This window comes from Gordonia sp. B8661-1, assembly GCF_059427765.1.
The window spans coordinates 304,696-331,122 of record NZ_JCAHRL010000001.1 but is presented as its reverse complement, the minus strand read 5'-3'; the positions used below and the strand labels follow the sequence as shown (position 1 = coordinate 331,122).

Annotated in this window: 26 protein-coding genes and 1 tRNA gene; 10 read left to right on the top strand and 17 right to left on the bottom strand. The window is 67.4% G+C overall.

Annotation, left to right across the window (positions count from 1 at the left end):
- Nucleotide 1: 1 nt before the first annotated feature.
- The 3 genes from AC4JJG_RS01545 (at nt 2) to AC4JJG_RS01535 (ending at nt 3,353) form a co-directional block, all read left to right on the top strand.
- Nucleotides 2-1,414: a serine/threonine-protein kinase gene (locus AC4JJG_RS01545; protein WP_495399272.1), complete on the top strand. Its 1,413-nt coding sequence runs from the start codon at nt 2-4 to the stop codon at nt 1,412-1,414.
- Between the two features lie 142 nt (nt 1,415-1,556).
- The gene (locus AC4JJG_RS01540) at nt 1,557-2,339 is read left to right on the top strand and encodes a hypothetical protein (protein WP_495399273.1); all 783 of its coding nucleotides are present in this window, start codon (nt 1,557-1,559) and stop codon (nt 2,337-2,339) included.
- Nucleotides 2,340-2,450: 111 nt separating this feature from the next.
- Entirely contained in the window at nt 2,451-3,353 is a 903-nt protein-coding gene (locus AC4JJG_RS01535) for a hypothetical protein (protein ID WP_495399274.1), read from the top strand.
- Nucleotides 3,354-3,454: 101 nt separating this feature from the next.
- Here the strand turns inward: AC4JJG_RS01535 and AC4JJG_RS01530 are convergent, their stop codons facing one another.
- From AC4JJG_RS01530 to AC4JJG_RS01510, 5 genes are all read right to left on the bottom strand, one after another.
- Nucleotides 3,455-4,891: a YibE/F family protein gene (locus AC4JJG_RS01530; RefSeq protein ID WP_495399635.1), complete on the bottom strand. Its 1,437-nt coding sequence runs from the start codon at nt 4,889-4,891 to the stop codon at nt 3,455-3,457.
- Between the two features lie 177 nt (nt 4,892-5,068).
- Complete coding sequence (locus AC4JJG_RS01525) at nt 5,069-5,998, bottom strand: MetQ/NlpA family ABC transporter substrate-binding protein (protein ID WP_495399275.1); 930 nt, start codon at nt 5,996-5,998, stop codon at nt 5,069-5,071.
- A gap of 7 nt (nt 5,999-6,005) precedes the next feature.
- The gene (locus AC4JJG_RS01520; RefSeq protein WP_495399276.1) at nt 6,006-6,710 is read right to left on the bottom strand and encodes a methionine ABC transporter permease; all 705 of its coding nucleotides are present in this window, start codon (nt 6,708-6,710) and stop codon (nt 6,006-6,008) included.
- Entirely contained in the window at nt 6,707-7,714 is a 1,008-nt protein-coding gene (locus tag AC4JJG_RS01515) for a methionine ABC transporter ATP-binding protein (protein WP_495399277.1), read from the bottom strand. Before AC4JJG_RS01515 ends, AC4JJG_RS01520 begins: the two co-directional genes overlap by 4 nt.
- Entirely contained in the window at nt 7,711-9,162 is a 1,452-nt protein-coding gene (locus tag AC4JJG_RS01510) for an LLM class flavin-dependent oxidoreductase (protein ID WP_495399278.1), read from the bottom strand. The genes AC4JJG_RS01515 and AC4JJG_RS01510 overlap by 4 nt, the downstream gene beginning before the upstream one ends.
- A gap of 154 nt (nt 9,163-9,316) precedes the next feature.
- Here AC4JJG_RS01510 and AC4JJG_RS01505 point away from each other — a divergent pair, with 154 nt between their 5' ends.
- The 3 genes from AC4JJG_RS01505 to AC4JJG_RS01495 all read left to right on the top strand — a co-directional run bounded on the left by AC4JJG_RS01505 (nt 9,317) and on the right by AC4JJG_RS01495 (nt 11,805).
- Complete coding sequence (locus AC4JJG_RS01505; RefSeq protein WP_495399279.1) at nt 9,317-9,820, top strand: mycothiol transferase; 504 nt, start codon at nt 9,317-9,319, stop codon at nt 9,818-9,820.
- 92 nt (nt 9,821-9,912) lie between these two features.
- Nucleotides 9,913-10,824, top strand: a complete 912-nt coding sequence (locus AC4JJG_RS01500; protein ID WP_495399636.1) for a cation diffusion facilitator family transporter — start codon at nt 9,913-9,915, stop codon at nt 10,822-10,824.
- 48 nt (nt 10,825-10,872) lie between these two features.
- Nucleotides 10,873-11,805, top strand: coding sequence for an LLM class F420-dependent oxidoreductase (locus AC4JJG_RS01495; protein WP_495399280.1), 933 nt, complete (start codon nt 10,873-10,875; stop codon nt 11,803-11,805).
- Here AC4JJG_RS01495 and AC4JJG_RS01490 read toward each other — a convergent pair whose 3' ends face one another.
- From AC4JJG_RS01490 to AC4JJG_RS01480, 3 genes are read right to left on the bottom strand one after another with little or no spacing between them, the layout of a single operon-like run.
- Nucleotides 11,806-12,561 (bottom strand): pirin family protein, encoded by a 756-nt coding sequence (locus AC4JJG_RS01490; protein ID WP_495399281.1) that lies wholly within the window; start codon nt 12,559-12,561, stop codon nt 11,806-11,808.
- Nucleotides 12,558-13,001 carry a MarR family winged helix-turn-helix transcriptional regulator gene (locus tag AC4JJG_RS01485; RefSeq protein ID WP_495399282.1) on the bottom strand — a complete coding sequence of 148 codons (444 nt, stop codon included), beginning with the start codon at nt 12,999-13,001 and terminating at the stop codon, nt 12,558-12,560. The genes AC4JJG_RS01490 and AC4JJG_RS01485 overlap by 4 nt, the downstream gene beginning before the upstream one ends.
- Entirely contained in the window at nt 12,998-13,975 is a 978-nt protein-coding gene (locus AC4JJG_RS01480) for a pirin family protein (RefSeq protein ID WP_495399283.1), read from the bottom strand. The genes AC4JJG_RS01485 and AC4JJG_RS01480 overlap by 4 nt, the downstream gene beginning before the upstream one ends.
- A gap of 157 nt (nt 13,976-14,132) precedes the next feature.
- Between AC4JJG_RS01480 and AC4JJG_RS01475 the strand changes: the two genes are divergently transcribed.
- A complete protein-coding gene (locus tag AC4JJG_RS01475; RefSeq protein WP_495399284.1) occupies nt 14,133-14,516 on the top strand; it encodes a hypothetical protein in 384 nt (127 codons plus the stop codon).
- 7 nt (nt 14,517-14,523) lie between these two features.
- On the top strand, nt 14,524-15,351 hold the full coding sequence (locus tag AC4JJG_RS01470) for an alpha/beta hydrolase (RefSeq protein ID WP_495399285.1): 828 nt from the start codon (nt 14,524-14,526) through the stop codon (nt 15,349-15,351).
- Between the two features lie 219 nt (nt 15,352-15,570).
- On the opposite strand, the gene AC4JJG_RS01465 is transcribed toward AC4JJG_RS01470, so the two are convergent.
- From AC4JJG_RS01465 to AC4JJG_RS01450, 4 genes are all read right to left on the bottom strand, one after another.
- The gene (locus AC4JJG_RS01465) at nt 15,571-17,094 is read right to left on the bottom strand and encodes an alpha/beta hydrolase (protein WP_495399286.1); all 1,524 of its coding nucleotides are present in this window, start codon (nt 17,092-17,094) and stop codon (nt 15,571-15,573) included.
- Between the two features lie 134 nt (nt 17,095-17,228).
- Nucleotides 17,229-18,785, bottom strand: a complete 1,557-nt coding sequence (gene ulaA / locus AC4JJG_RS01460; RefSeq protein WP_495399287.1) for a PTS ascorbate transporter subunit IIC — start codon at nt 18,783-18,785, stop codon at nt 17,229-17,231.
- Between the two features lie 12 nt (nt 18,786-18,797).
- A complete protein-coding gene (locus AC4JJG_RS01455; RefSeq protein ID WP_495399288.1) occupies nt 18,798-19,571 on the bottom strand; it encodes a PTS sugar transporter subunit IIAB in 774 nt (257 codons plus the stop codon).
- Nucleotides 19,572-19,651: 80 nt separating this feature from the next.
- Entirely contained in the window at nt 19,652-21,076 is a 1,425-nt protein-coding gene (locus AC4JJG_RS01450) for an aldehyde dehydrogenase family protein (RefSeq protein ID WP_495399289.1), read from the bottom strand.
- A gap of 197 nt (nt 21,077-21,273) precedes the next feature.
- On the opposite strand from AC4JJG_RS01450, the gene AC4JJG_RS01445 reads away from it, so the two are divergent.
- Together AC4JJG_RS01445 and AC4JJG_RS01440 are read left to right on the top strand one after the other, a co-directional pair.
- Nucleotides 21,274-22,407, top strand: a complete 1,134-nt coding sequence (locus AC4JJG_RS01445) for a TDT family transporter (protein ID WP_495399290.1) — start codon at nt 21,274-21,276, stop codon at nt 22,405-22,407.
- Between the two features lie 81 nt (nt 22,408-22,488).
- Nucleotides 22,489-23,382 (top strand): alpha/beta hydrolase, encoded by an 894-nt coding sequence (locus AC4JJG_RS01440; protein ID WP_495399291.1) that lies wholly within the window; start codon nt 22,489-22,491, stop codon nt 23,380-23,382.
- A 5-nt stretch (nt 23,383-23,387) separates the two neighbouring features.
- On the opposite strand, the gene AC4JJG_RS01435 is transcribed toward AC4JJG_RS01440, so the two are convergent.
- The 5 genes from AC4JJG_RS01435 to AC4JJG_RS01415 all read right to left on the bottom strand — a co-directional run bounded on the left by AC4JJG_RS01435 (nt 23,388) and on the right by AC4JJG_RS01415 (nt 26,382).
- Nucleotides 23,388-23,609 carry a hypothetical protein gene (locus AC4JJG_RS01435; protein WP_495399292.1) on the bottom strand — a complete coding sequence of 74 codons (222 nt, stop codon included), beginning with the start codon at nt 23,607-23,609 and terminating at the stop codon, nt 23,388-23,390.
- Between the two features lie 207 nt (nt 23,610-23,816).
- Nucleotides 23,817-24,488, bottom strand: a complete 672-nt coding sequence (locus tag AC4JJG_RS01430) for an MspA family porin (RefSeq protein WP_495399293.1) — start codon at nt 24,486-24,488, stop codon at nt 23,817-23,819.
- Between the two features lie 41 nt (nt 24,489-24,529).
- On the bottom strand, nt 24,530-25,216 hold the full coding sequence (locus tag AC4JJG_RS01425) for an MspA family porin (protein WP_495399294.1): 687 nt from the start codon (nt 25,214-25,216) through the stop codon (nt 24,530-24,532).
- Nucleotides 25,217-25,490: 274 nt separating this feature from the next.
- Nucleotides 25,491-26,198 (bottom strand): cutinase family protein, encoded by a 708-nt coding sequence (locus AC4JJG_RS01420; protein ID WP_495399637.1) that lies wholly within the window; start codon nt 26,196-26,198, stop codon nt 25,491-25,493.
- A gap of 110 nt (nt 26,199-26,308) precedes the next feature.
- Nucleotides 26,309-26,382: transfer RNA gene (locus AC4JJG_RS01415), tRNA-Leu, on the bottom strand.
- Nucleotides 26,383-26,427: the final 45 nt, after the last annotated feature.

Genomic DNA, 26,427 nt, shown 5'->3' with positions numbered 1-26,427 from the left:
AATGGCAGCATCAGACCGGATCGGGGATCGATTCGGGCGTTATCGCATTGACGAGCAGATCTCACACGGCCCGATCGCCGATGTCTACCGTGCTGTCGACACCGAACGTGACCGCACGGTCGCGCTCAAGGTGCTGAAGCCGGAACTCACCGCGGACGATGACTTTCGCGCACGGTTCCTGCGTGATTCACGTACCGCCGCGCGTCTCGGTGAACCGCATGTGATTCCGGTTCACGACTGGGGCGAGATCGACGGCTCGCTGTATGTGGACATGAGGTTCGTCGACGGCGAGACGCTGCAGTCGCGGATCGATCGTCAGGGCCCACTGGCGCCGGAGACCGCGGTGTCGATCATCGAGCAGACCGGTGCGGCGTTGGATGCCGCACACGGTCAGGGGCTCATTCATCGAAATGTGTCGCCGCGATGCATTCTGCTGGCAGACGGCGATTTCGCCTACCTCGTCGATTTCGGAATCGACCCGGGCGTGACCGACGGTTCCCTTGCGTCACCGGATTCCGAACGCGACGGCACCGAAACTGATTGGGCGACACCATCGGTCGATGTGTACGCGCTCGCGGCCGTGTTGTCCGAATGCTTGACCGGACGCTCGCCGGAAGCGTCTTCGGTGTCCGCCGACGCGGGTGCCGACGAACGGATTCCGGACGCGTTTCGTGACGTCGTCGAACGCGGTATGCGCGCTGATCCCTCGCGGCGATATTCCTCTGCCGGCGCACTCGCCAGGGCGGCGCGCCAGTCACTCGACAGGGGCGCGCCACCGTCGCCGGGCGCGTCGTCGGTTTTCGGACAACCCAGTCCTACCGGGCCGACCGAGCCGCTCCCCGATATGTCCGTGGCCTCGGCTCCGTATCAGCCGGGGCTCGCGTACGCGACCGCTCCGGTCGGTCCGCCGCGCACCGACATGATCTATGGCGCCCCTCTTCCTCCACCCCCACCGCAGCCGGCGGCCCGCCGTGGCGGTATCGGTGGAGTGGGTGCCGCGCTGCTCGGGGCGCTGGTGGTGTTGCTCATCGGAGCACTCGCATTCGGTGGGTATTGGCTGTTGAGCAGCCGTGCCGACAATTCGGCCGAGCGATCGGATCCGTCCGCCGAGACCGTGACACAGACGGTGCCTGCTCCGGCTGCGGCCCCACCGCAACAGCCCGCTGCCGAGCCGGGCCCTCCGGCCGGTGCCGTGTCGTGCGGGGCCCTGGTCGCAGCAGGTAATTCGGTGACAAGTTGCCCGTTCGCGGTGGCGGTCCGCGACGAGTATCTGCGGACGGGAGTCAAAGGGGCGTCGCGGGTGATTGTCGCCTACAGCGCGGTCACCGGAGCGGCGTACACGATGTCGTGTGGTCAGGAGGGCGCCGTGGTGGCATGCCGGGGAGGCAACGACGCCGTTGTCTACATCTACTGACCGCGGGCCCGGGGCCGCCGGAACGCCGAGATGTGTGCGGTGGTCGAGGGTATGGACATCTGTCGGGTTGGTCGCGGTCGCGGTGTCGGGCTGCGCCGTCGGCGACTCGCCGCCGCCGCGTCCCTCGCGGGTGACGGTCACGGTGACCGCGACGACCACCGCGCCCGCGCCCGTGCCGACGCCGGCCGCGGCACCCTCATCCGAGGCGGCACTCGTACGCGGTTTCCGGACTCTTGCGGCGACACTGCCCGCATCGGTCGGCATCTCGATCGCCCCGGGCGGAGGGGATGCGGTACGGGCTCTGAACCTGGGTGACCGGTCCCTGCGCGTCGCATGGTCGTCCATCAAGGTCCCGCTCTCGGTGGCGGCCGAACAGTCGAACGGGCCGTCACCGGCGCAGACGTCAGCAATTGTGAACTCCGACAACGACTCTGCGGAGGCGTTGTGGGGCTCCCTCGGCGGCCCCGGGGAGGCCGCACAGGCCGTCACCGCGGTGCTGCGTGCCGGGCATGATCGACAGACGGTGGTGCCGGCCGAACGCCTCCGGGCCGGCTACACGATCTTCGGGCAAACCCGATGGTCGTTGTCTGCGGCCGCGACGTTCACCGCGCACCTGGAATGCCTGCCGAACGCCCGCCGCACGGTGGAGTTGATGGGAGGCGTCGCGTCGAATCAGCAGTGGGGAGTCGAATCCATGCGCAACCCGGCGTCGACGGCCGTCAAGGGCGGATGGGGGCCGGGGGAGCAGAGCGGATACCTCGTGCGTCAGATCGCGATCATCAGGCATCGGGACGGCCGGACCACGGCTGTGGCGATGAATGCCGCGGCCGATTCCATGGGGACGGGAATCGCGGCCTTGAACAGGGTTGCGAACTGGCTCGACCGGAACCTCGCACGCTTGCCGCGAGGGCGCTGCACAGGCTGACGGCCGCCGTCACGTTTCGCTCACACGCATGTCTCGGTTCCGTCTCCGACGTGCAGAAGTGCGAGTCGTCGCCCTAGCCTGACTGTTACTGATGCGACAGGAGAGGCTGGAGTGAAGAAGGTTGTCGCGCGCACGTGTGCGTTGTTGGTGCTGGTCGTCGGTCTTTCGGTGGTCGGTGGGACGCAGGCGACCGCGGCTCCTCTGATCCCCGGGATTCCGCTGCCCCCGCAGTTGGAGAAGATCTTCACCCCGCCGGTGCCACCGGAGAAGAAGTTGGCAGGCGGGTTCGCGACGCTCCGGAAAAAGATGCGGAAATCCACGCCGGGCGCGGTGGGGATGGTCATCGTTCCGGTGGGCGGCGACAAGCCGATCGTCCTCGGTGACCTGCGCACCGGACGGGCCTGGTCGACGCTGAAGGTCCCGGTGTCCCTGGCCGCGCACCGCAAGCTCGGCCCCGCCGTGGCCGCCGATGAGGCCAAGGCGATCACGTTCTCCGACAACGACGCGGCCGGTGCCCTCTGGGGGTCACTCGGCGGGGGTCGGTCGTCGGTGGATGCCGTGACCGGTGTGCTGCGCGAAGGCCATGATCTCCGGACCCGGGTGAGTTCGGAGGCCGATGTACCGGCGTCGTACCCCGGCTACACCCCATGGGCACTGGCCGACCAGGCCCGCTTCGGCGCACATCTGCCCTGCCTGCCGGACAGTGAACACGTCATTCGGCTGATGAGTTCCGTTGCGCCCAACCAGCAATGGGGGATCGCGCGACTGGGTCGGAAGAACGATGCGGTCACCGCGGTCAAGGGTGGCTGGGGTCCGGCGAACGACCGTGCGCCCGGCTATCTGGTCCGCCAGCTGGGCATCATCTCCACCACGACCGGTCAGGTCTCGGTGTCCATGGCCGCACAACCGCGCAGCGGACGTTTCGGGGACGGCATCTCGATGCTGAACACGATGGGAAAGTGGTTGGGCCGCAACCTGTCCACGCTCCCGATGGGGCGCTGCCCGATCGTCTGACCGAACCGCGCACCCGAGCCCGGCTGCCGAAAACATCGTCCTGAGAGCGGTCCAAGGGCGTATTGCCCTCGGACCGTCCTGAGAAGGATGTTTTCAGCAGCTCAGTCGTCGTCGAGGCGTGCGTGACGTCCGGTGGAGGTGACGGTGCGCGGACGTTCGACGGGATCGATCGTCGGCGCGGAGAGATCACCCGCGGTCTGCCTGCGACGCGGGACCGTCGGCTCGCGCTTCTCATGCTCCCGGTGATCGTGCGCATCCTCGGCATCGTCGGCCGCTGATGTGGCGGCTCCGGCGGGCCGCGCGAGGGCCGCCGCGATCACCGTGGTCAGCGGCACCGACAAGGCGATGGCGATACCGCCGACGAACGACCGGCCGAGTTCCACCGCGACGGCGTCGGTGGTGAGCAGCGAACCGAACGGCTGCCGGGCCACCGAGAAGAGCAGCAGCAGGGGCAGGGCGCTGCCCGCGTAGGCGAAGACCAGTGTGTAGACGGTGCTGGCGATGTGGTCGCGGCCCACCCGCATGGCGGCCTTGAAGGTGGCGAGCCGGGTCGGCTCGCCCGCCGCCGCCAACTCGAAGGCCGCGGAGGCCTGCGTGATGGTGACGTCGTTGAGAACGCCGAGCGTGCCGATGATGAAGCCCGCGAGCAACAAGCCGCTCATCGAGATATTGCCCTGATACACCTGCAGATTCATCGATTGATCGCCGGACAGGCCGGTCAGGTGCATGGTGTGGATCGCCAGCCAGCTCAGGACACCCGCCAGTATCAAAGACAGCACCGTGCCGAGCAGAGCGGAGCTGGTACGCAGACTGACGCCGTGAGCGAGATAGAGCACCACGAACAGGATGACCACCGACGACACCACGGCCACGGCCACCGGTGATTTGCCGTCGAGAATCGCCGGGAGCGTGAAGAAGCCGAGGACCACGAATGCGAAGGCGAGGCCGATGATCGAGCGCAGGCCCCGCCACGATGCGACCAGCACCACCGCGGCGACGAACAGCAATGCCCAGATCAGGATGGGTGTAGGCCGGTGGAAGTCGAAGAACGTGTAGCGCGACGTGCCGTCCGGGGCCGGCGAGATGGACAGCCGGATCGGGTCGCCGGTCGCGAGGGTCGGCTGGCCCGCCTGAGGCCGATCGAGTGCGTCCTTCGACGGTGCGACGGCGCCCGGTTCGGTGCCCGACTGCGCACGGTTGGTGGGGATCTCGAGGAGCGTGAAGCGACCCTCGTCGTCGCCGCTGTTGATGCGGACGACGTTGAGGATGCACGCGGCATCCGGGGAGGCCCCGTTCACCTGGAAGGTGCTGTCGTCCTGTGTGGTGCCGACCAACGGATTGAGGCATTCGGCGCGTTGCTGCGAGACGACCTCACCGTCGACGGTGCGGATCGAACCGCCGTCGGCCGAACGGAACTGCATCGGGATGGCGTGGTTGCCGTCATTGCTCGGCCACAACAGGACGGCACCGGCCGCGACCGCGGCGCCGATGATGACGAGGCAGGTGATGACGAACCACTTCGCGACCGGGGACAGCATCGCCGGGATCTCGGAGAGATTGTGCGAATGACCGTGTCCATGGCCGGCGGAGGGCCGGCCGGCCGACGACGGGGCGGCGGATGTGCGACCGGCTGATCTGCGGCGTGGTGGCGTCACGCCGACACCCTACTCCGTGGCCTCGGAGCGGGGTGCCGGCACGACGGACGGCGCCGGGACCTACAACGGCAGCAGGATGTTCTTCACCTTCGGGTCGGTGCGCAGGTACTCCTGCACGGCAGGATCTTTGAAGGCGGCCACCAGTTTCTTGATGTTCTCGGTGTCCTTCCACTTCGAGCCGATGGTGAGCTGTCCGGCGAACTCGTCGGGGGCCGGCGGAGCGTAGATCTGCTTGGCGATATCGGCGCCCGCGGCGAGGTAGTACTCGGTGTAGCCGACGGCGGCGTCGAGATCCGGCAGCGACCGCGACTGCGCGGCGAAATCCAGCAGCACGAACTGCAGGTTGCGCGGATTGGCCGCGATGTCGGCCTGGGTGGCCTTCCACTTGTCGACGCCCGGCTTGAGGGTGATCAGTCCGGCGCGTTCCAGCAGCCACAGGCCCTGCGCCTCGTTGGCCGGATCGGAGTACAGCGAGACCTTCGCGTTCTGCGGCAGGTCGGCGGGAGTGCGGTACTTGTCCGACCAGATGCCGAAGCCCCAGCGGAAGACCGGTGTCGCCGCCTCCTCGCGGAAGTCCGGGTTGGCCTGCAACACCTGCGAGAGCCAGAGCTTGTGCTGATAGATGGTGCCCGCCACCTCACCGTCGGAGACCGCGCGGTTCAGCGTGTTCGAGTCGGACAGGCCGCGGAAGTCGACCGTGATGCCGTACTTCGGTGCGACCTCGCGGGCCACGAAGTCGACCAGTGCCTGCTCGGCGGCGTTGCCCTCGGCCGTCACGACGGTGAGTGTGGCACCGGCGGTCTCGTTGGGGGACTTGCTGTCCGAGCCGAAGGCGCGCCAGACGACGAGTGCGGCGATCACCGCGACCACGATGATGATCGCGGTGTAGATCGGCCACCGCCGACGGCGTGCTATCTCGATTCCGTCGCCGGGCGTTCCGGGTGGCGAACTGTCGCCGAGATCGGCTGGGGTATCGGTGGATTGGGACATGATGGTGCTACCTTCCGGACCGTGACTTCTCGGGACTGAGATGTCGGACGAGGGCATCGCCGATCACCTGGATGGCGGCGACGGTGATGATGAGGATGACGATGGTGGCGATCATGACGCCGTGGTCGAAACGCTGGTAGCCGTAGGTGACGGCGACGTAACCGAGTCCGCCCGCGCCGATGGTGCCCGCGATGGTCGAGTATTCGATCATCGCGATCGTGTTGATGGTGAGGCCGCCGACGATATTCGGCAGCGCCTCGGGAACCTGTGCGCGCCAGATGATCTGGGCATTCGATCCGCCGGATGCGGTGGCCACCTCCACGACCGATGCGGGGACCGCGCGCAAAGAGTTCTCGACGATGCGGGTGAAGAAGGCGATGCCCGCGATGGACATGGGCACCACCGCCGCCGCGATACCGATGTTCGTACCGGTGATGAGCCGGGTGAACGGGATGATCGCGGTCATCAGGACCAGGAAGGGCAGCGAACGGCCGACGCTGATGATCCACGACAGCGGGGTGTGCAGCGCCCGGTTCGGAAAGAGACCGCCGGGTGCCAGGTTGTGCACGAGGGCGCCCAGAGGAACACCGGCGATCAGCACGACGACCATGACGATGGACACCATCAGCACGGTGTCGACGAAGGCCGGGAACAGCAGAGCGGGGATCTCGTTGGTGGGCACGGTGATCGCGGCCAGGTCGATGCGGGTCATGCCGCGACTCCCTCGGTGATCGACTCCCGGAGCCGGGCGGTGATGCCGAGGTCACCGGCGGCGGCGATGAACGCGCCCGCATCACCCGTCGGCACCGACACGGTGAAGTCGCCGACCGAGATTCCCTCCACCGACTGCACATTCGCGCCCAGCACGGAGATCGGCGCACCGATCCGGCCCCCGATCCGGGTGATCCAGTCGGCAGGCACCGCCACCGAGTGGTAGGTGACGGTCAGCACGGTCTGTCCGTCGGCGGGCGCCACCGTGGCGCCACGGGGCCGGAGAGCCTGTCCCAGTATCGAATCGGGGTCGAGTACCAGGTCGACGAGTCGGCCCTGCTCGGCGATGCGGCCGTGATCGAGCCGTGCCGCGGTGTCCGCGATCTTCACGATGGTGTCCATCTCGTGGGTGATGAACACGACGGCCAGGTCGAGTTCGTCACGGACGTCGGCGAGCAGCCGCAGATAGGATTCGGTGGCCTGCGGGTCGAGGCCGGAGGTCGCCTCGTCGGACAGCAGCACCGACGGTTTGAGCGCGAGGGCGCGCGCGATACCGACCCGTTGCCGCTGGCCGCCGGACAGTTGATGCGGGTAGCTGCTCGCCTTGTCCGCCATGCCCACCCGGTCCAGCAGTTCGCCGACGCGAGCGCGGACCGATGCCTTCGTGGCGCCCAGGTATTCCAGTGGCAGCGCGACGTTCTGGGCTGCGGTACGGCGTGACAGCAGGCTCGACGACTGGAAGACGGTGCCGATGCGGCGGCGTGCGGCGCGCAGGGCGGCCGAGTCCAGTTCGGTGAGGTTCTCGCCGTTGACCACGACGCGCCCGGAGGTGGGGCGCTGCAACAGATTCAGGCATTGCGCGAGGGTGCTCTTGCCCGCGCCGCTCGGCCCCACGACGGCGAAGATCTCGCCCGCGTCGACGGTGAAGGAGATGTCGTCGAGCACCACCGTCGACGACTCACGGCCGGCGTCGAAGGTCTTCGTCAGATGTTCGACCTCGATCATCGGGACACGCTGCCCGCGTAGCGGATCGAGTCGTCGATCGTCGAGAGGGGGCCGCCGACCCGGTATGCCGCGCCGCGATGATTCTCCGGGAGCTGATCGCCGCGGCCGAACAGCTTGTGCCGCAACGTGCCCGGCAGGTAGTCGCGGTCGTAGAGTCCGCGGCGTTCCAGGGCCGGGATCACATGGGTGACGATGTCCTCGAAGGAGCCGGGCGTGACGGCGTAGGCGACGTTGAACCCGTCGACGTCGGTGTCGTCGACCCAGCCCTGCAGCGCCTCGGCCACCTCGTCGCCGGAACCGATCAGCACCGGCCCCATTCCGCCGATGCCGCCCCACGCGGCGATGTCGCGCACCGACCATTCGTCACCGGATTCCGATGCCTGCTGGAAGGCGGCCACGGCGGACTGGATGGCGTTGCTCTCGACGTTGCCGATCGGTTCGTCGAGTTCGTAGGCGGACAGGTCGATACCCATCCAGCCGGACATGAAGACCAGGGCGCCCTCGTCGCTGGCGTACCGCTGGTATTCGGCGGCCTTGGCGCGCGCCGCCTCCGGTGTCGAGTCGGTGATGATGGTCAGCAGCGTGTAGATCCGGGCGTCATACGGCCCGCGCCCCGCGGCGACCAGTTCCTCGCGGGTCTTCGCGACGATCTCCTTGAGGATGGCCTTCGTGGGTGCCGCGACGAAGATCGCCTCGGCGTTCTCCGCGGCGAATCGCCGCCCGCGCGGTGAGGCACCGGCCTGGTAGATGACCGGCGAGCCCTGTGGGGACGGCTCGGACAGATGAATGCCGGGCACCGTGAAGTGCTCGCCGTGATGGCCGATATGGTGCACCTTCTCCGGGTCGGCGAAGACACCGGCCGCGCGATCCCGGCGTACGGCGTCGCGCTCCCACGACCCCTCCCAGAGCTTGTAGAGAACGGTCAGGTACTCGTCGGCGTGGTCATAGCGCGCATCGTGCTCGAGGTGCTGCTCGTCGCCCATGTTGCGGGCCGCGGCGGGCAGATAACCGGTCACCACGTTCCAGCCGAGGCGGCCGCGGGTGAGGTGATCGAGCGTCGACAACCGGCGGGCGAAGGGATAGGGGTGTTCGAAGCCGGTGCCGGTGGTGATGCCGAAGCCGAGGTTCTCGGTGGCATGGGCCATCGCCGACACCAGCAGTAGTGGATCGTTCACCGGGATCTGCGCGCCCTGGCGGATCGCGGCCTCGTCGTTGCCCGCGTAGACGTCGTAGGTGCCGAGCACGTCGGCGATGAAGAGGCCGTCGAAGCCGCCGCGTTCCAGGAGCTTTGCCAGATCGACCCAGTAGTCGAGCGTGTTGTAGTCCCAGGAGCGGTCGTCGGGGTGGCGCCACAGGCCGGGCGACTGGTGCGCAACGCAGTTCATGTCGAAGGCGTTGAAACGGATCTGTCGCCGCGCGGCGGGCTGTTGCGGGGTGAGTTCAGGCACGCAGGAATCCTGCGTAGGCGACTGCCGGGTCACCAGGTTTGCGCGCACCGAGAATCTAGGAATTGCCGCTCGCACAGAACTTCTGCTGCGCCCTTCGGGGGACACATCGGGCAGAGTCGAGACAGAGTAGTTCGGGACGCGTACAAGTAGAGGCATGCGTTCCACCGAGGTATTCATCGACGGCATCGACCGCGTCGCCGAGAACGTGCACGCCGTTCTCGACGGCATTCCCGCAGGCGACCTGACGGCCCGGCCCACCCCGACGGCCAATAGCATCGCCTGGCTGATCTGGCACTTGACCCGGGTCCAGGACGCCCAGATCGCCGATGTCGCCGGGACTGAGGAGGTCTGGACGGCGTCGGGCTTCCATGACAGGTTCGGTCTCCCGTTTCCCGCGTCGGAGACCGGCTACGGCCAGTCGCCCGACGAGGTCGGCAAGGTCGTCGCGGACGCGGCCGATCTCCTCGACTATTACGACGCGACGCACCGCGTCACCGTCGGATACCTCGCCGACCTCACCGACGAGGAACTCGACCGGATCGTCGACGAGAACTGGAATCCGCCGGTGACACTGGGGGTTCGGCTGGTCAGCATCGTCGACGACAATGCCCAGCACGTCGGGCAGGCCGCGTACCTGCGCGGGATTCTGCCGTCATGACCGCGGCCGAGCAGCATCCCGACGAGCAGTCGCTCGCGGGCGACGGCCCGCGGTTCGGGCCGAAACCCGAGAAGTCCGGCGGCGGAGATTCGATGGTCACCGTCGCGCTGGCCTTCGCGATGAATGTTCTCGTGGCGGTGGCGAAGTCCGTCGCCGCGGTGATCACCGGTTCGGCGTCGATGGTGGCGGAATCGGCGCATTCCTGGGCGGATGCGGGCAACGAGGTGTTCCTGATCATCGCCGAACGTCGGGGCGCGCGGGGCCGAAATGCCGCGCACCCCTTCGGATATGGGCGGGAAACCTACATCTGGTCGATGTTCGCCGCCTTCGGTCTGTTCACGGTCGGTGCCGTGGTGTCGGTGATGCACGGCATCACGTCACTGACCGCGCCGGAGGAGAAGACCAATTACCTGATCGGGTACATCGTGCTCGCGATATCCGCGGTGCTGGAAGGGATCTCGTTCATCCAGTCGGTCCGTCAGGCGAAGGTCGGCGGCCGTCGTTTCGCCATGCATCCGCTGCGCTTCGTCAGTCGTACGTCCAACACGACCCTGCGCGCGGTGTTCGCCGAGGACGCCACCGCGCTGACGGGTCTGGCCATCGCCGCGCTGGGCATGGCGCTGCACCAGATCACCGGACAGCCCGTCTGGGATGCGATCGGTTCGATCCTCGTCGGTATTCTCCTGGGCTTCATCGCGCTGTTCCTGATCCGGCGGAACAGCCAGTTCCTGCTCGGTCAGGCGGCGATGCCGGTGACCCGGAAGCGGATTCTCGCCGAACTCCTCGACCATCCGGCGATCGAACGCGTCACCTACCTGCACGTCGAATATGTGGGGCCGGTGCAGTACTACCTGGTGGCCGCCGTCGATGTGGTGGGTGATCTCGCCGAACATGCACTGGCCGAACGGTTGCGGAGTCTGGAGGCCGAGGTCGAACGTCACGACGAGATCGTGGAGGCCGTGTTCACGTTGTCCACCGCATCGGAGCCTTCACTGCTGCCCTGAGTGGGCGGCGCGTGGCAGCCGATGCGCGGTGTGCGTAGTTTGGCGGGTATGGACGTCAGAATTTTCACCGAACCACAGCAGGGTGCCACCTACGACGATCTGCTTCGCGTGGCGAAGGCCACCGAGGATCTGGGCTTCGACGCCTTTTTCCGGTCCGATCACTATCTGGCGATGAACACCGAGGGGCTGCCCGGTCCGACCGACGCGTGGCTGACGCTCGCCGCGCTGGCGCGGGAGACCTCGCGCATCAGACTCGGCACCCTGGTCACCTCGGCGACGTTCCGGTATCCGGGACCGTTGGCCATCTCGGTCGCCCAGGCCGACCAGATGAGCGGCGGCCGTATCGAATTCGGTCTCGGTGCGGGATGGTATGCCGAGGAACATGAGGCCTATGCGATCCCGTTCCCACCCGTCGGCGAGCGATTCGACCGGCTGGAGGAGACCCTCGACATCGTGACCGGGTTGTGGCAGACCCCGGTCGGCGAGAAGTTCGACTATGCCGGACAGTATTTCCGGATCTCGGATTCGCCCGGTCTGCCGAAGCCGACGCAGCAGCCCGGCCCGCCGATCATCATCGGCGGCACCGGCAAGAAGCGCACGCCCGCGCTGGCGGCGCGGTTCGCGTCGGAGTTCAATGTGCCGTTCGCGCCGGTCGATACGGTTGCCACACAGTTCGATCGGGTCCGGGAGGCCTGCGCGGACATCGGCAGGCCGGAGGACGAGATGGTCTTCTCGGCGGCGCTGGTCCTGTGCGTCGGACGCACCGAGGCCGAGATCGCACGTCGCGCCGACGCGATCGGACGCGAGGTCGGTGAGCTGCGCGTCAACGGTGCGGCGGGCAGCCCGGACGAGGTGGCCGCCGCCATCGCGCGCTACCAGGATGTCGGTATCAGCCGCATCTACCTGCAGACACTGGACCTGAGTGACATCGATCAGCTGGAACTGGTGGCGAATGAGGTGGTCCCGCAGCTGAACCGCTGATCACCGCGCCCTGCGACGATCCGCGTGCGAGGTGTGCATCTCCCAGTGCAGGATCTCCGCCGGATCGTCCCCGGTGCCCGTCACGGTCGCGGGGGTCGCGTCGGTGAACCGAACGGCGTCACCTTCGGTGAGCACACCCACGCCGTCGACGTCGACGCCGCCGCGCGAGACGTAGAGGTGACCGTACGGTGAGGCGGGCAACGTCACCGCATGTCCGGGCTCCGGCCGCGCGACATGTAGTGCCGCATAAGAATTGGCCAGTGTGATCGCCGGACCGCCGGCATGTGCGGGAAGACCGGAGGCGACCGTCACGAGGTCGCCGGAAACCAGCTCCTCGGTGAAATCGCGTTCCGCATAACCGGGTTCGAGGCCGGCGTACTCCGGTGCCACCCACATCTGGACGACGCGTAGGCGGACGTTCTCGCGCCGTGTGGAACCGTTGCGTTCGGAATGACGGATGCCGCGACCCGCGGTCATCCGCTGGATCATCCCGGGGCGGATAATACCCTCGCCGCCCTGGGAGTCCTTGTGCCGCAACGACCCTTCCAGCACCCAGGTGAGGATCTCCATGTCCTTGTGCTGATGGGTGTCGAAGCCCTCGCCGGCGTCCACCCGATCGTCGTTGAGGGTCAGCAGCACGCCGTGTCCGTGTTCGGTCAGGTCGAAATTGCCCAGTGCGGGGAAGGACTGCCAGGAGTCCAGCCACTCGTTGTTCCAGTGATAGCGCTCATCCGCGCGGATGACGGTGGTGCTCATCGGTTCTCCAGTCCTTCGCCGATCCGGTGCATGATGCGCTGCAGGTCTCGCCCGTCCTCGGGGGTCAACGCGTCGATGAACAAACGGTCCACACACCGCAGATGCTCCTCCGCGGCCCGGGCGAATGCGGCGCGGCCGGCCTCGGTGATGATCGCGTAGCTGCCGCGCTGATCTTCGGTGGCCCGTTCGCGGCACAGCCAGCCGCGCCGGGTCATCGTGTCCACCTGATACGACAGCCTCGACGACGAATAGATCATCCGTTCGGCGAGGTCGCGCATCCGCAGGCGGTTGCCCGGTGCCTCCTGCAGAGTCAGCAGGATGTTGTAGTCGGACAACGACATTCCCGAGTTCGCGCGCAGTTCCTCGTCGAGGATGGTCTGCAATCGGGTGGTCGTCTCCAGATACGGGCGCCAGGCCGCCGCCCGCGGGTCCGTGGTCATCGGCCCGTCGACGTATGCGGCATCAGTGCATCCGGAGGCACGACTCCGAGTCGTCCCGCCTGGAAGTCCTCGATGGCCTGCACGAGTTCGTCGCGGGTGTTCATGACGAACGGGCCGTAATGCGCCACCGGCTCGCGGATGGGCTGACCACCGAGCAGCAGCACCTCCAGCGCGGGACGATTCGAGTCCTGCGAGTCGTCGGCCGCCACGGTGATGCGGTCGCCCTTGCCGAACAATGCCAGCTGCCCCTGCTCGATCGGGCGGCCCTCGGCGCCGACGGTGCCGCGCCCGGACAGTACATAGACCAGCGCGTTGAAGTCGGGTCGCCACGGCAGCGAGACCGAGGCTCCGGGGGACACGGACGCGTGCGCCACCGTGATAGGCGTGTGGGTGCTGCCCGGGCCGGTGTGCTCGCCGATGTCGCCGGCGATGATGCGGATCAGTGCGCCGCCGTCCGGCGAGGTGATGAGTGTGACCTGCTGTCCCTGGAGGCCTTGATATTTCGGCGCCAGGAACTTGTCCTTGGCGGGCAGGTTCACCCACAGCTGGATGCCATGGAAGAGGCCGCCGGAGTCCACGAGTTCGGCGGGCGGGGTCTCGATGTGCAGGATGCCCGAGCCCGCGGTCATCCACTGGGTGTCGCCGTTCTCGATCAGTCCGCCGCCGCCCGCGGAGTCCTGATGCTGGAAACGGCCGTCGATCATGTAGGTCACGGTTTCGAAGCCGCGGTGCGGGTGCCACGAGGTGCCCTTGGGTTCACCGGGTTCGTAGTCGACCTCGCCCATCTGGTCCATGTGGATGAAGGGATCGAGGTCGGCGGTGGAGACGCCGGCGAAGGCGCGGACCACGGGGAAGCCCTCGCCCTCGTAGCCGCGCGGGCCGCGGGTGACGGACTTCACCGGGCGATCGGCCTCGGCGATGGTGGGTTCGGCCAGGTGGGGCAGGGTGACGGTGTCGGCGGTCACGGCAGGCATCGTGAATCCTTTCGGACGTCCTTTTAGCTCAAATTTGAGCTACTTGCTCCGATCAACCAGGCGTCGCGGATCGTTATTCCCGGGTCGCACCGGCGAGTCGGGGACGACCCGGCGATTTACCTCGCCCGGGTCGTCGCGCCGGTGAATAATCGGCGCCATGGCCGATCAATCCGGTACCCGCCCCGGTGAACGTCAGCGGTTCAAGAAGCTGGCACAAGCCGCCCTCAACGCCGATGTCACCGTCGATCAGGTCGAGGTCATCCTCGCCGATCTGGGCGGCGTCCTCACCAACATGGACAGCACCATCGACGGCCTCAACGGCACGCTCGCCACCTTCGACTCCACGCTGTCGCGGATGACCGAGACCCTCGATCAGGTCGACTCGACGGTGGTCGCCATGGCCGACGTCGTGGACCGCCTCGAGCGGGTGGTGTCGCGGGTGGAGATGCTCGTGGCGGTGGGGGAGACGGCGCTTCGTCCGCTCGGCATGCTGGAATCCGCGGGCCGCACCGTGGTGACCCGCCTCGGACTGAAGGGATGATCGTCGAATGACGCCGGAAGAACACGAATTCCGCGGTAACCATGGGCAGGTCATCGTCTACGACGTGTCCCGGCCCGCGTCGCCGCCGATCGGCACCGTGGTCATCGCGCACGGGCTCGGCGAGCACGGCCGACGCTATGGACACGTCGTCGATCGTCTCGTCGCGGTCGGCTACCAGGTGGCCGTACCCGATCATCTCGGCCACGGACGTTCCGGTGGAAAACGTTTGCGCCTGAAGAGTTTCCGTGACTACACCGACGACCTCGACCGGGTCATCCGGGAGGTCTCGACCGACGACCTGCCGACATTCCTCATCGGGCACAGCATGGGCGGCTGCATCGCACTCGACTACGCCCTCGATCATCAGGACCGTCTCGACGGTCTGATCCTGTCCGGCGCCGCCGTGCTGCCCGGCAAGGATCTGTCGCCGCTCGCGATCAAGGTGGCCCCGATCGTCGGCCGGATCGCACCCGGTCTACCGACGACCGCGCTCGACACGTCGATGATCTCGCGCGACCCGGAGGTCGTGGCCGCCTACGACGCCGATCCGCTGGTGGCGCACAGCAAGATTCCGGCCGGGCTCGGTGCCGCCATGGTGACCACGATGCAGTCGTTCCCGGGACGTCTCCCGGGACTGCACCTGCCGCTCCTCGTATTGCACGGCAGTGCCGACGCGCTCACCGATCCGGCGGGCAGCGAGATGGTCGCCCGTCGCGCGGGCTCATCGGACATCACCCTGAACATCTACGACGACCTCTACCACGAGATCTTCAACGAGCCGGAGCGCGACCGGGTGCTCACGGATGTGACCGACTGGCTCGTCGCCCACACGTAGCGCTGGGCTGGATCTCGATACGTCCTCGGCTGGCGCCTCGGACTACTCGATCAGCGAATGACGTCTTTGCTGGGGCGCGTTGTATCCGCGGATGACGTCTTTGCTGGGGCGCGTTGTATCCGCGAATTACGTCCTCTGTTGGGCGAGAGCTGTATCCGCGGGTCGAGTAGCCTGCGAGCGCAGCGAGCCGGCGTATCGAGGCCACGCACCACGGATGACTCAGGCGGCCGGTGCCGGAGTGGTCGTGGTCGGTGTGGACACCGGCGGCGTGGTGGCCGTCGACGGAGCCGGGGCCGGTGACGAGGTGGTCGGTGCCTCGGCCGTCGACGGTGCCGCGGGAGCCGTCGGCACCTCGGCGCCGACATCGGTCTTCGGAGCCTCGACGGGTGCGCTCGGCTGCGAGCTGGTCGTCGGTGCCTCAGGCGCGGCCGGGCTTGTCGCCGAGGAGCTTTCGGCCTTCTCCGACGCCGACGGGTCGGACGCTGCTGAGGACTCGGTCGACTCCAGATCGGCCGGAATGGCGATCTCGTCGAGCACCGGCGTGGTGGCTGCGGCGAGCTTGGCGGCCTGGGTGGCCTTCGCGGCACCCTCGGGTTCGGGGCTGCCGGATGCGCTCACCAGCGTGACCTTGTTGGTGGCCGGCGGATTCTTGCGGAGGGCGTCGAGGACGGGCTTCTTGCCGTCGGCGAGGGCACGTCCCCAGTTCTCCCAGGTGTGGCCGCCGTAGTTGGGCAGCGAGATCACCGAGACGCCTGCCTGCGCGGCCTGCAACTGCATGAGCACCGTCGAGATGGCCGACAGGATCTCCAGCGCGATGGCATTGATCTGATCGGCCGGCTTCAGCTTGGCCATCTCGGATCGGGTGAGGAACCCGTTGCCGGACGAGATGATCAGCACCTGACCGTTTTTCGCGAGTTTGCTGACGTTCTTCGACGGATCGTTGTCGGTCCACCGCTGGCTGCCGGGTGCACCCCACATGTTGAGGATGCCGTTGGTGTAGTTGGACACCATGGTCTGGCTCGCGAAGACGCCGAGCGCGCCGAGCGGATTGTCGGTCTGGTAGTACCCGGACATCGCCTGGACCACCTTGAACTGCTCGGGATGCCGTTCGGCCAGGGTGACCGCGGGGCCGCCGGACATCGACAGTCCGACGATCGCGTTGTTGTTGGGGCTCACGCCGAAGTTCTTGGCGAGGTAGTCGGGGAGCTCCGAGGTGAGGAAGGTCTCCTGCTTGATGACGGTGTTCTTGTCACCGGCGCCGCCCTCCCAATCGGTGTAGAAGGACGATGCGCCGCCGACCGGCATCACCAGGGTGGTGTCGGTGGAGCCGTCGTAGACCTTCGCCGCCTGGACGTCGGTGGTCCATGCGGAACGCTGCTCGTTGGCGCGCATGCCGTCGAGCAGGTAGACACCGTTGTTGCTGCCGTTGGAGGCACGGATCTGCACGATGACCCACTTGTTCTGGGACTTCGACCAGACCTTGCAGTTCTGCACGTAGTTGCCGGACTTGTCCCAGGTGCAGCCCTCCCGGAGCACCTCGGGATGGCCGGCGAGGGCCGACGCCCGGTTGTTTCCCGACAGCAGTGTGCTGATGCCCAACAGTCCCAGGCTCAGTGCGGCGACGATGGCGATGCCGGTGAGGCCGCGTCGGCGTCGGCGGGACGGCTTGGCGGGGACTGCGGGGGTGTCGGTGACGGCGTCGGTGACCGTCCAGCCGTCGGGGATCTGGTGCGGGTCTGGCATGACTGGTCTGTCGGGCGGTGGCCCGCCCGCGTTACACGATCGGCGAAGCTCACAGAAAAGTCACCGGAGCGGGATCGGCAACCGGCTCCGGCCGATCGTCACCCCGCTGCGGTGACTTTCTGTGGCGGGAGGCGCTACTCGGGCGGCGGGGGAGGCGCGGGTGCTCCGGCGGGCGGGGCGATCTTCGCGTACGTCCCCTGTGGGCCGCCGCTCGCGGCGGCCGGGTCGACGCCTGCGGCGCCGTGCGTCGGCCGGTCGGGAGCGGGATCCCAGTCGGTGTCGACGAGCCGCTTCTGCACCGCGATCGCGATGGCCAGCAGTGCCGCACCGATCGCGAGCATGAGGATGGTGCCCCACACGCCGCCGATCTTCGCGGCATTGCCCAGGAGGATGCCGTACCAGCCGAAGTCGGTGTCGCCGAAGGTCGTGTTCTCCTCGCCGAAGGAACCGAGCACCCGCAACAGCAGTGCGGGCAGGAAGGTGATGAGCAGTCCGTTGACGAACGCGCCGGCTATCGCGCCGCGCCGACCACCGGTGGCGTTGCCGTAGACACCGGCGGCGCCGCCGGTGAAGAAGTGCGGCACCAGACCCGGGAGCACCAGCGCCCAGCCGAAGGCCGGTCCCAGCCACGTCGACAGGATCAGCAGACCGACGAGCCCCGCGGCGAAGCTGGAGATGAAACCGATCAGCACGGCGTTCTGCGCGTACGGGAAGACGATCGGTGCGTCGAGCGCGGGCACCGCGCCCGGCACCACGCGGTCGGCGATGCCCTGGAAGGCCGGAACCAATTCACCGAGGATGGTGCGGACACCGAACAGGATGACCGCCACGGCCACACCGAAACTCAGGCCCTGGGTAACGCCCTTCATGATGAAGTTGCCCATATCCGCGGCCGCACCCGCGCCGTCGGCATCGGCGTACGCACGGAAGGCCGTGTCCGAGCCGACCCGGATCACGTAGATGATCGACACCACGATGTACATCAGCACCATCGACAGCGCCGTCGCGACCATCGAATCCCGCAGGAAACGAAGCGATTCAGGCAGTTTCAGATCTTCGGTGGACTTGCTCTTGCGGCCCACGGCGCGACCGACGAGACCGGAGGCGATGTAGCCGAGCGTGCCGAAATGGCCGATGGCGATGCTGTTGTCGCCGGTGACCTTCTTGGTCCACGGCTGCGAGATGGCCGGGAGTGCGACCATCACGACACCGAGCAGCACGCCGCCGACGACGACCACGGTGAACGAGGTGAGTCCGGCGCTGGCCAGCACGATCGTCAGCAGGGTGGCCATGAACAGGGTGTGGTGACCGGTGAGGAACACATAGCGGAGCGGGGTGAACCGGGCGAGCACCAGGCTCACCGCGAAGCCCAGGATCATCAGCCACGCCACCCGGGCGCCGTACTCGTTCTGCGCGATCCCCACGATCGCCTCATTGGTGGGCACCACGCCCTGCGCGTCGGCCGCTCCCTGGATCATCACGCCGAGCGGTTCGAGCGACGACACCACCAGGGTGGCGCCCGCGCCGACGAGCAGGAATCCGAGGGTCGCCTTGAGCGCGCCGCCGATGACGGTGCCGACGGGTTTGCGCAAGGCGATGAGGCCGACCGCGGTGATGATGCCGATGAGATAGGCGGGGACCGCGAGGATCTCATTGACGACGAACTCCGCCGCCGTGACGAGCCAGTTCATGATGTCTCCGCTCTACACGTCATAGGCCGACCGCATTGCTGCGTCGACTTCCTTTGTGCTGGTGAAGTTCTCGATGACGTACACCGGGGTGCCGACGTCGCCGAGGGTTTTCGCGATCTCACCGGAGGTGAGGATGAGGTCGGCCTCCTTGGCCTTGCCCTTCGCGGAGATGGTGTCGGTGGCCTCGACCGAGATGTAGGGCGACCAGCCCCAGGTGTCGAGGACCTGTTCGAGGGTGTTCTTCAGGAACAGGCTGGTGCCCAGGCCGTTTCCGCACACGGTGAGGATGTGACCGCCCGACGCGCGCGTCGCGCCTGCCGATGCGGAGGAGGCGGTGCCGTCGCCCAGGACGTCGAGCACCTCGCCCGGGGTGGTGGCGGTGTCGAGGGCGGCGCGCTTCTCCGGGTTGCCGAGCACCCGGGCCAGCTGTGCCATCGCCGTGGTGTGCGCGGACGCATCGGTGGCGGCCAGCGCGACGACCAGGGAGACCGGGTCATTGGTCTTGTGCCCGAACGCAACCGGCTCCGCCAGCCGTAGCCATGACATGCCGGTGCGGTGCACCGCGGGAGAGGGGCGTGCGTGGGCGAACGCGAAACCCGGTGCGATGACGATGTACGGGCCGTTCTTCTCGACACTCTCGATCATCGATCGGGTGTACTCGGGGTCGGCCACCCCGGTCTTCTCGAGCAGTGCGCCCGCCTTCGAGATGGCGTCCTGCCAGTCCGTGGCCGCCACATCGAGGCCGATCGCATCGGCATCGAGCAGCTCGGTGATCCCACCAGTCATCCGAACCCTTCTCTCTCCCCGACGTTTTCACGCCCGACAACTGTGGGGCCCGGCAATGCCGGACCCCACAGTCGCAGATCTCAGGCTTCGTAACCGAGTAGCGACTTTACCTCCAGGAACTCGTCGAAGGCGTAATCGCCCCATTCCCGTCCGTTGCCGCTCTGCTTGTAGCCGCCGAACGGTGCCGCGGGATCGAGCTGGGCGCCGTTGAGGGAGATCGAACCGGCACGGATGCGGGAGCCGACCTTGCGGACCTCGTCCACGTCCTTGCCCGATACGTAACCGGCCAAACCGTATTCGGTGTCGTTGGCGATCTCGACGGCGTTGTCGAGATCGTCGTAGCCGATCATCACCAGCACCGGACCGAAGACCTCCGTGCGGGCGATCTCCATGTCGTTGGTGACGCCGGTGAAGACGGTCGGACGGACGTAGTAGCCGGTCGGCAGGTCGTCGGGGCGGCCGGGACCGCCGAAGATCGGCTCGGCGCCATCGGCCACCGCACGCTCGATCAGGCCCTGGATCTTGTCGAACTGTGCCTCCGACACGACCGGCCCCATCCGTACGTCGCCGGTCGGATCACCGACGGTGAGCGTCGGCAGCACCGACTTCGCGGCCTCCTGTGCCTCGGCGAGACGGGAATTCGGTACCAGCATGCGGGTCGGCGCGTTACACGACTGACCGGAGTTCACCATCATGGTGGCGACGCCGCCGGCGACGTTCTCCGCGAGGTTCTCGTCGTCGAGGATGATGTTGGGGCTCTTGCCGCCGAGTTCCTGGGCGACACGCTTGACGGTCGGTGCCGCGCTCTTGGCGACCTCGATGCCCGCCCGGGTGCTGCCGGTGAACGACACCATGTCGATGTCGGGGTGAGCGGAGATCGCGGAGCCGACGCCCGGTCCGTCACCGTTGACGAGGTTGAACACGCCGGCGGGAACGCCTGCGGCATCGAAGATCTCGGCGACGATGGCGGCACTGAACGGTGCCACCTCCGACGGCTTGAGCACCATCGTGTTGCCGGTGGCCAGCGCCGGGGCGACCTTGCACATCACCTGATTCAGCGGCCAGTTCCACGGGGTGATGAAACCGCACACACCGATCGGTTCCTTCACGATCCGCGACGAACCGCGGTCCTCGGAGAAGGAGAACCCGGGCAACTGGGCCGCGGCCGTCATCAGGTGGGCGAGTCCGATCGGGACCTGGACGTTCTGGGCCAGACCGGCAGGGGCGCCCATCTCCTCGGTGACCGCGGCCGCGAGATCGGGCATGCGCTTCTGGTATTCGGCGATGACCGCGTTGAGTACCGCGACGCGTTCGTCGACGGAGGTCTGGCTCCAGGTGGCGAAGGCCTTGCGGGCCGCGGCCACGGCGGCGTCGACGTCGGCGGCACTGCCGAGGGCGACCTGTCCGGCGGCCTTCTCGGTGGCGGGGTTGATGACGTCGATCAGGTTGAGTTCGGCGGGCTCCGTCCACTGCCCGTCGATGTAGAACTTGGTGATCTCGCGCATGTGCTGGTGCCTCCCAGGGTGGGTCGTCGGTGTACGTGAACCAGTGTGCTCGACTCCGGACGGTCCCCGACGTGATTTGTGCTGTCTTCACCCACTATGCCCACCGAGCGATCGATCGGGAAGTCACAACTTGCCGTTGTGGCCACACAATGACGTGACGTCTACCGGGACGAAGCGGTGCCGACCAACCTGGAGGTGTGACCATCTCGCCGACGATCTCCATCCCGACCACCGTCCGCCCGGCCCCGCGGCGTGACCCGTTCGCGCATGTGACACCCAACTGGTTCGCCGCGGTGATGGGCACCGGCATCGTCGGCAACGCGGTGGCGATGCTGCCGTCGCGATCCCCGGCGCTCACCGTCTTCGGCGTCGTGATGTGGATGCTGGCCACCGCATTGCTGGTCGCGGTCTCCGGCGCGTTCCTCACCCATTGGACGCGCCATCGTGACCGGGCGCGCGACTATGCCGCCGACCCCGTGATGGGGCATTTCTACGGGGCGGTGCCGATGGCGATCCTGACCGTCGGTGCGGGCTGGGTGCAGTTCGGACCGGCGCTGGTCGGCGGATCGTCGGCGGTGTGGGTCGGCGGCCTGCTCTGGGCACTGGGTACCGCGCTCGGTGTCATCACCTGTGTGGCGGTGCCGTTCGCGATGATGACGAGCGCGATGTCGGCGTCCGGGGAACCGGCGTTGCCGATCCCCGCATGGCTGATGCCGGTGGTACCCCCGATGGTGTCCGCGACGACCGGTGCCGCGCTCATCGCCCATCTGCCCGCCGGGCAGGCGCGGCTGACCCTCCTGATCGGCTGCTACGCGCTGTTCGGGATGAGTCTGGTGGTCGGCTCGTTCACGATGGTCCTCGTCTATGCGCGCATGATCCGCGGAGCCGTTCCCGCGGGGGCCGCGTCGCCGACGGTCTGGATCACGCTGGGCATGATCGGACAGTCGATCACCGCGGCGAACCTGCTGGGCGATCGGGCCGGGCTGGTGCTGGTGGGGGCGCAGGACCCGTTCGCGGTCCTCCTCAAGGGATTCGGTGTGCTGTACGGGTTGGTCTTCGGCGGTTTCGGTGCGGTCATGTTCACGCTGGCGGTCGCGTGGACGGTGCGCGCGGTGCGCCGTGGTCTGCCGTTCGCGCTGACCTGGTGGAGCTTCACGTTCCCGATCGGCACCTGTGTCACCGGTGCGGCCACCACCGGCGAGGTGCTCGGAGCGTACGCCGTGCAGGGGCTCGCCGACGTCCTGTACGTGGTGCTCGTGGTGGCCTGGGTGATCGTCGCGGCCGGGACCGTGCGGCATGCGCTGCGCGGCAGGCTGTTCGAGCCCGCCTGATCGGGATTCGCGGCTCGCCGATGCCATGGGCCGCTCTCGTGTAGCGTCGATCCGCGACGACGACGGCAGGCCGGAGGGCGAATGTTCAGGTATCACACCGATTTTCATCCGGATCTTCGGTTGGCGGGCGCCGTCTTGCCTGCTCGCCCGGTGTCGCCGCGGACACTCGGTCCGGTACGGCGCCTGGTGGACGTGGCGCTTCGTGACACGGGGCGCGCGGATGTCCGGCCGTTGCCGTCGGGCGGCGGTGTCCGGATCTTCCGGCCGGCCGGGATGACCGGCGAGGCACCCGGTCTGGTGTGGATTCACGGCGGCGGTTACCTCATCGGCGCCGCCCGGCAGGACGATCGCCTGTGCCACCACCTGAGCCGGGAACTCGGTGCCGTCGTGGTGTCCGTCGACTACCGGCTGGCACCCGAGCACCCCTATCCGGCGCCGCTGGACGACTGCCACGAGGCCGTCGCGCTCATCCGCGACCTCGACGGTGTCGACCCCTCGCGGATCGCGATCGGCGGCGCCAGTGCGGGCGGCGGACTCGCCGCGCAACTGGCGATCCGGATCCGGGACCGCGGTGAACCGAGGCCCGTACTGCAACTGCTGGTGTATCCGATGCTCGACGATCGGACCGACGTCACCTCCGTACCCGCCGCCCGGATGCGGATGTGGAATGCCGCCGCCAACGAATTCGGATGGTCGAGCTATCTCGGCGACGCGAACCCGGAGGACGTGGTGCCGTCGCGCATCGACGATCTGACCGGTGTGGCTCCGGCCTGGATCGGGGTCGGGTCGCTGGATCTGTTCCACGACGAGGATCTCGCCTACGCGAAAAGCCTGCGGGCCAACGGGGTCGACTGTGCCGTCGACGTGGTGCCCGGAGCGTTCCACGGTTTCGACATGGTGCTGCCGAAGGCGAAGGTCTCGACCGAGTTTCTCCGGACACAGGTATCGGCGCTGCGGACGGCCTTCGGCCGCTGACGGGCTCAGTGGATGCTGCTGAGCACCGCGACGACGACACCGGCGATCGTCAGTACCGTCACGACGATGCCCGCCATCTTCGCCCGGTCCTTCCGGCCGTGCTGCAGTGAACTGATGCCGATCCCGATGCCGGCCAGGATGATCGCGGCATAGACGGCGACCGCGATGGTCAGCGCAGCCACGCCGGCATCGGCCATGGCGACGATCTGCTGGGTCGAATCGGTCATGGCGTCGAGTAGATCACGTGGGCGACGACCTCACGGAGTCAGGGTTCCTGTGTCCGTGCGACGGAGTGGGGGAGGCGGTTTCGGTTCGGGCGGATGAAGTGGCGCACAGGGCGGATCCGGCAGGTACACAGATGCGCGGCGCACTGGGGCGTGCGCCGCGCATCCGATTCACCATTCGTCAGACTCGGTGTGAGAGGGAACGTGTAACTATCCGAGGCTGAACGGCTTTCCGTAGACGGTCAGGTACTGCTCACCCTGCTTCGCCTTGACGATGATGTTGGCGAAGGAACGGGCCTGCGCGTATCCGCCGCAGCCGTTGACCATCATCGTCGAGTTGGTGTAGCTGAGCCGTCCGTGGTCGGTCTCCTTGTAATCGATCTTGCTGCTGTGGCTGTCGTTACCGAAGTCGTCGGCGCTCTCGCGGTCGGCGACGTAGTAGTTGACGGCCTGGCCGGGGCCGATGGTCAGGGAGGTGCCCGCGCCCGCGGTACCGGCCAGCGGAGTGGACTTCGACTGATCGTAGGTTCCGCCGCCGTTGCCCGAGCCGGTGATGCCCGAGAGGTTCACCTGGCAACCGACGATGTAGCCCGCCTGAATGCGGATCTTGTCGACCTTCTGAGTGGTGTGCACGGTGTAGGCCGCCGACACCATCGCGTTGCGGTGCAACGGTGTTCCGCCCATCGAGGGGCTGATGGTGGCGCTCTCGCCGCTTCGGGTCACCGAAACGGTCAGACCGCCGGGCAGGCTCTTGCGGTCGGTCTGGGAGGGCAGCTTGATGTGGACGTCGGCGGATGCGGTGCCGGCCCCGAGGAGTCCGGCCACGGTTGCCAGTGAGATGGCGCCGCCGGTGACGGCGAGCCGGATGGGAGTGAGTGTCATTGTTTCCCTGTGTCTTTCGTACGTGAGGTGAGGTGAGCGGGTCAGCCGATGGAGAAGGGCTTGCCGTACAGGTTGACCTTCTGGTGGTTGCTGCCGGTGGTCTCCACCGTCACGAACGACCGTGCCTGCGCGTAGCCGCCGCAGCCCTGGACCTGCAGCTGCACCCGGTCGTAGTTGAAGAAGTACGTGCCGGGACCGGTGATGTCCTTGTAGTCGACCTGGGCGAAGACCACCTGTCCGGGCGTGATCGGGAAGCTCAGCGTGCCGCTGGCACCCGGGACGCCCGCGGAGGTGATGGTGCCGCTGAGGCCCGCGGTCAGGTTGCCGAGGCTGACCTGGCAGCCGACGATGTATCCCACCGACAGGGTGGCCGGGGCGCCATCGGTCATGGTGTTGTTGGTGCCGGGCATGGTGCCCTCGCCGGCCGGACCGGCGTTGGGGCCGGCCTTGCCCTTCTTGAGCTTCGGCGCCTTCAGCGTGATGTCCGCGCTCACCCATGCGGTACGGCCGATTCCGTTGGCGGCCATGGACGGCGAGATCTGCGCCGACTCATGCGTACGGGTGAGGGTCAGGCCGTCGCCGCTCGCGCTACCGCCCGGAAGCCGGACGAAGGCATCGGCATGTGCCGGTGCCACCGTTGCCAGTGCGATGCCGACCGCTGCGGCCCCGACGCCGATGCCGACTGCGGTGCGCGCACCTCGACGCGTCGTTGACTGGATCTTGCTCATGTGTTCCTCTCGGAGGTTCTCGTCGCGCCCTCGTGCGCGTCGCGCCGAACTGTACTGCGCGTGAAGCGAACAACCGGTGAACGATTAATGAGCGGTGAACGGCAAGTTTCGGTTCAATAAGAAAACCTGCATGTGAGCCGAAATCGCTTGCGGCGCACTATGTCTCGGTTGCCGGATCTGGGCGTTTCGGCGAATCGGGCAAAGCGGCCCGCATATGGGTCGACCCCGGGTCGTGTGGTGACCCGGGGTCGAGAGTTGCGGCTTCGAGAGTCGGTCAGAGGTGACGGACCGTGTAACCGGCGGCGTCGAAGACCATCCCGTTGACGGGGTAGAGCACGTGCAGGGCGTTCGGGCCGGCGAAAGGTGCGCCGTTGCAGATGTTGTCGCCCTGGATGCAGTACTGCTTGGTGCGGCCGCGGAAGCCGTCGCCCACCCGCAGCGGCGGGACGCCGACGTCACGCAGGAAACGGGCGGACGGCGCACCGAACATGACGATGGCGGAGATCTTCGAGGCGACCTTCGCGGGGAGTTCCGGCGGTGCGTACCGCGCGTAGCGCTGGTAGGAGGCGGGGATGGTCAGGCCGCCGTGCGCGGCATAGCTCACCACCGCGGCACCCTGGGAGTAGCCGCCGAGCACGATCTTGGTCCGCGGGCAGGCGTTGGCCAGGTAGGTGGCGCGCCGCTGAGTGTCCTTCACGCCGTCGAGGACGGTGTGCGCGAACCGGAGACGGTTGCGGAAATCGCTGCTGGCCGCATAGTTCACGCCGTAGACGCGGACCGACTTGCCGGGCAGCTGGCTGCGCAGTGCCTCCGAGTAGGCGAGACCGGTGATGCCCACGGGCGGTGCGGTTTCGACGGTGCCACGCGCGAAGATCACTTCGACATCAGCACAACCGGCGGCAGAGGCCCGGGGGCTGCCGACAAATGACAGTGCACCGGCCGACAGCACGACACACAGGGCGGCAATTATCCATCGCTTCATCACGCGCTCAATCCTAAGGTCAAAACGTCCGTTGTATTCGTTACTCAAGCAAACATTTTTGATAGTTGTCCAATGCGCAGGTCACGGCAGACCTCCGGGGACGTGATGGGTGCCCCCAGTCGGACTCGAACCGACACTGGACCGGTTTTAAGCCGGTTGCCTCTGCCAATTGGGCTATGGGGGCGCGACGAACAGCATGCCATGACGGTTGACCACATGACTTGCCGGT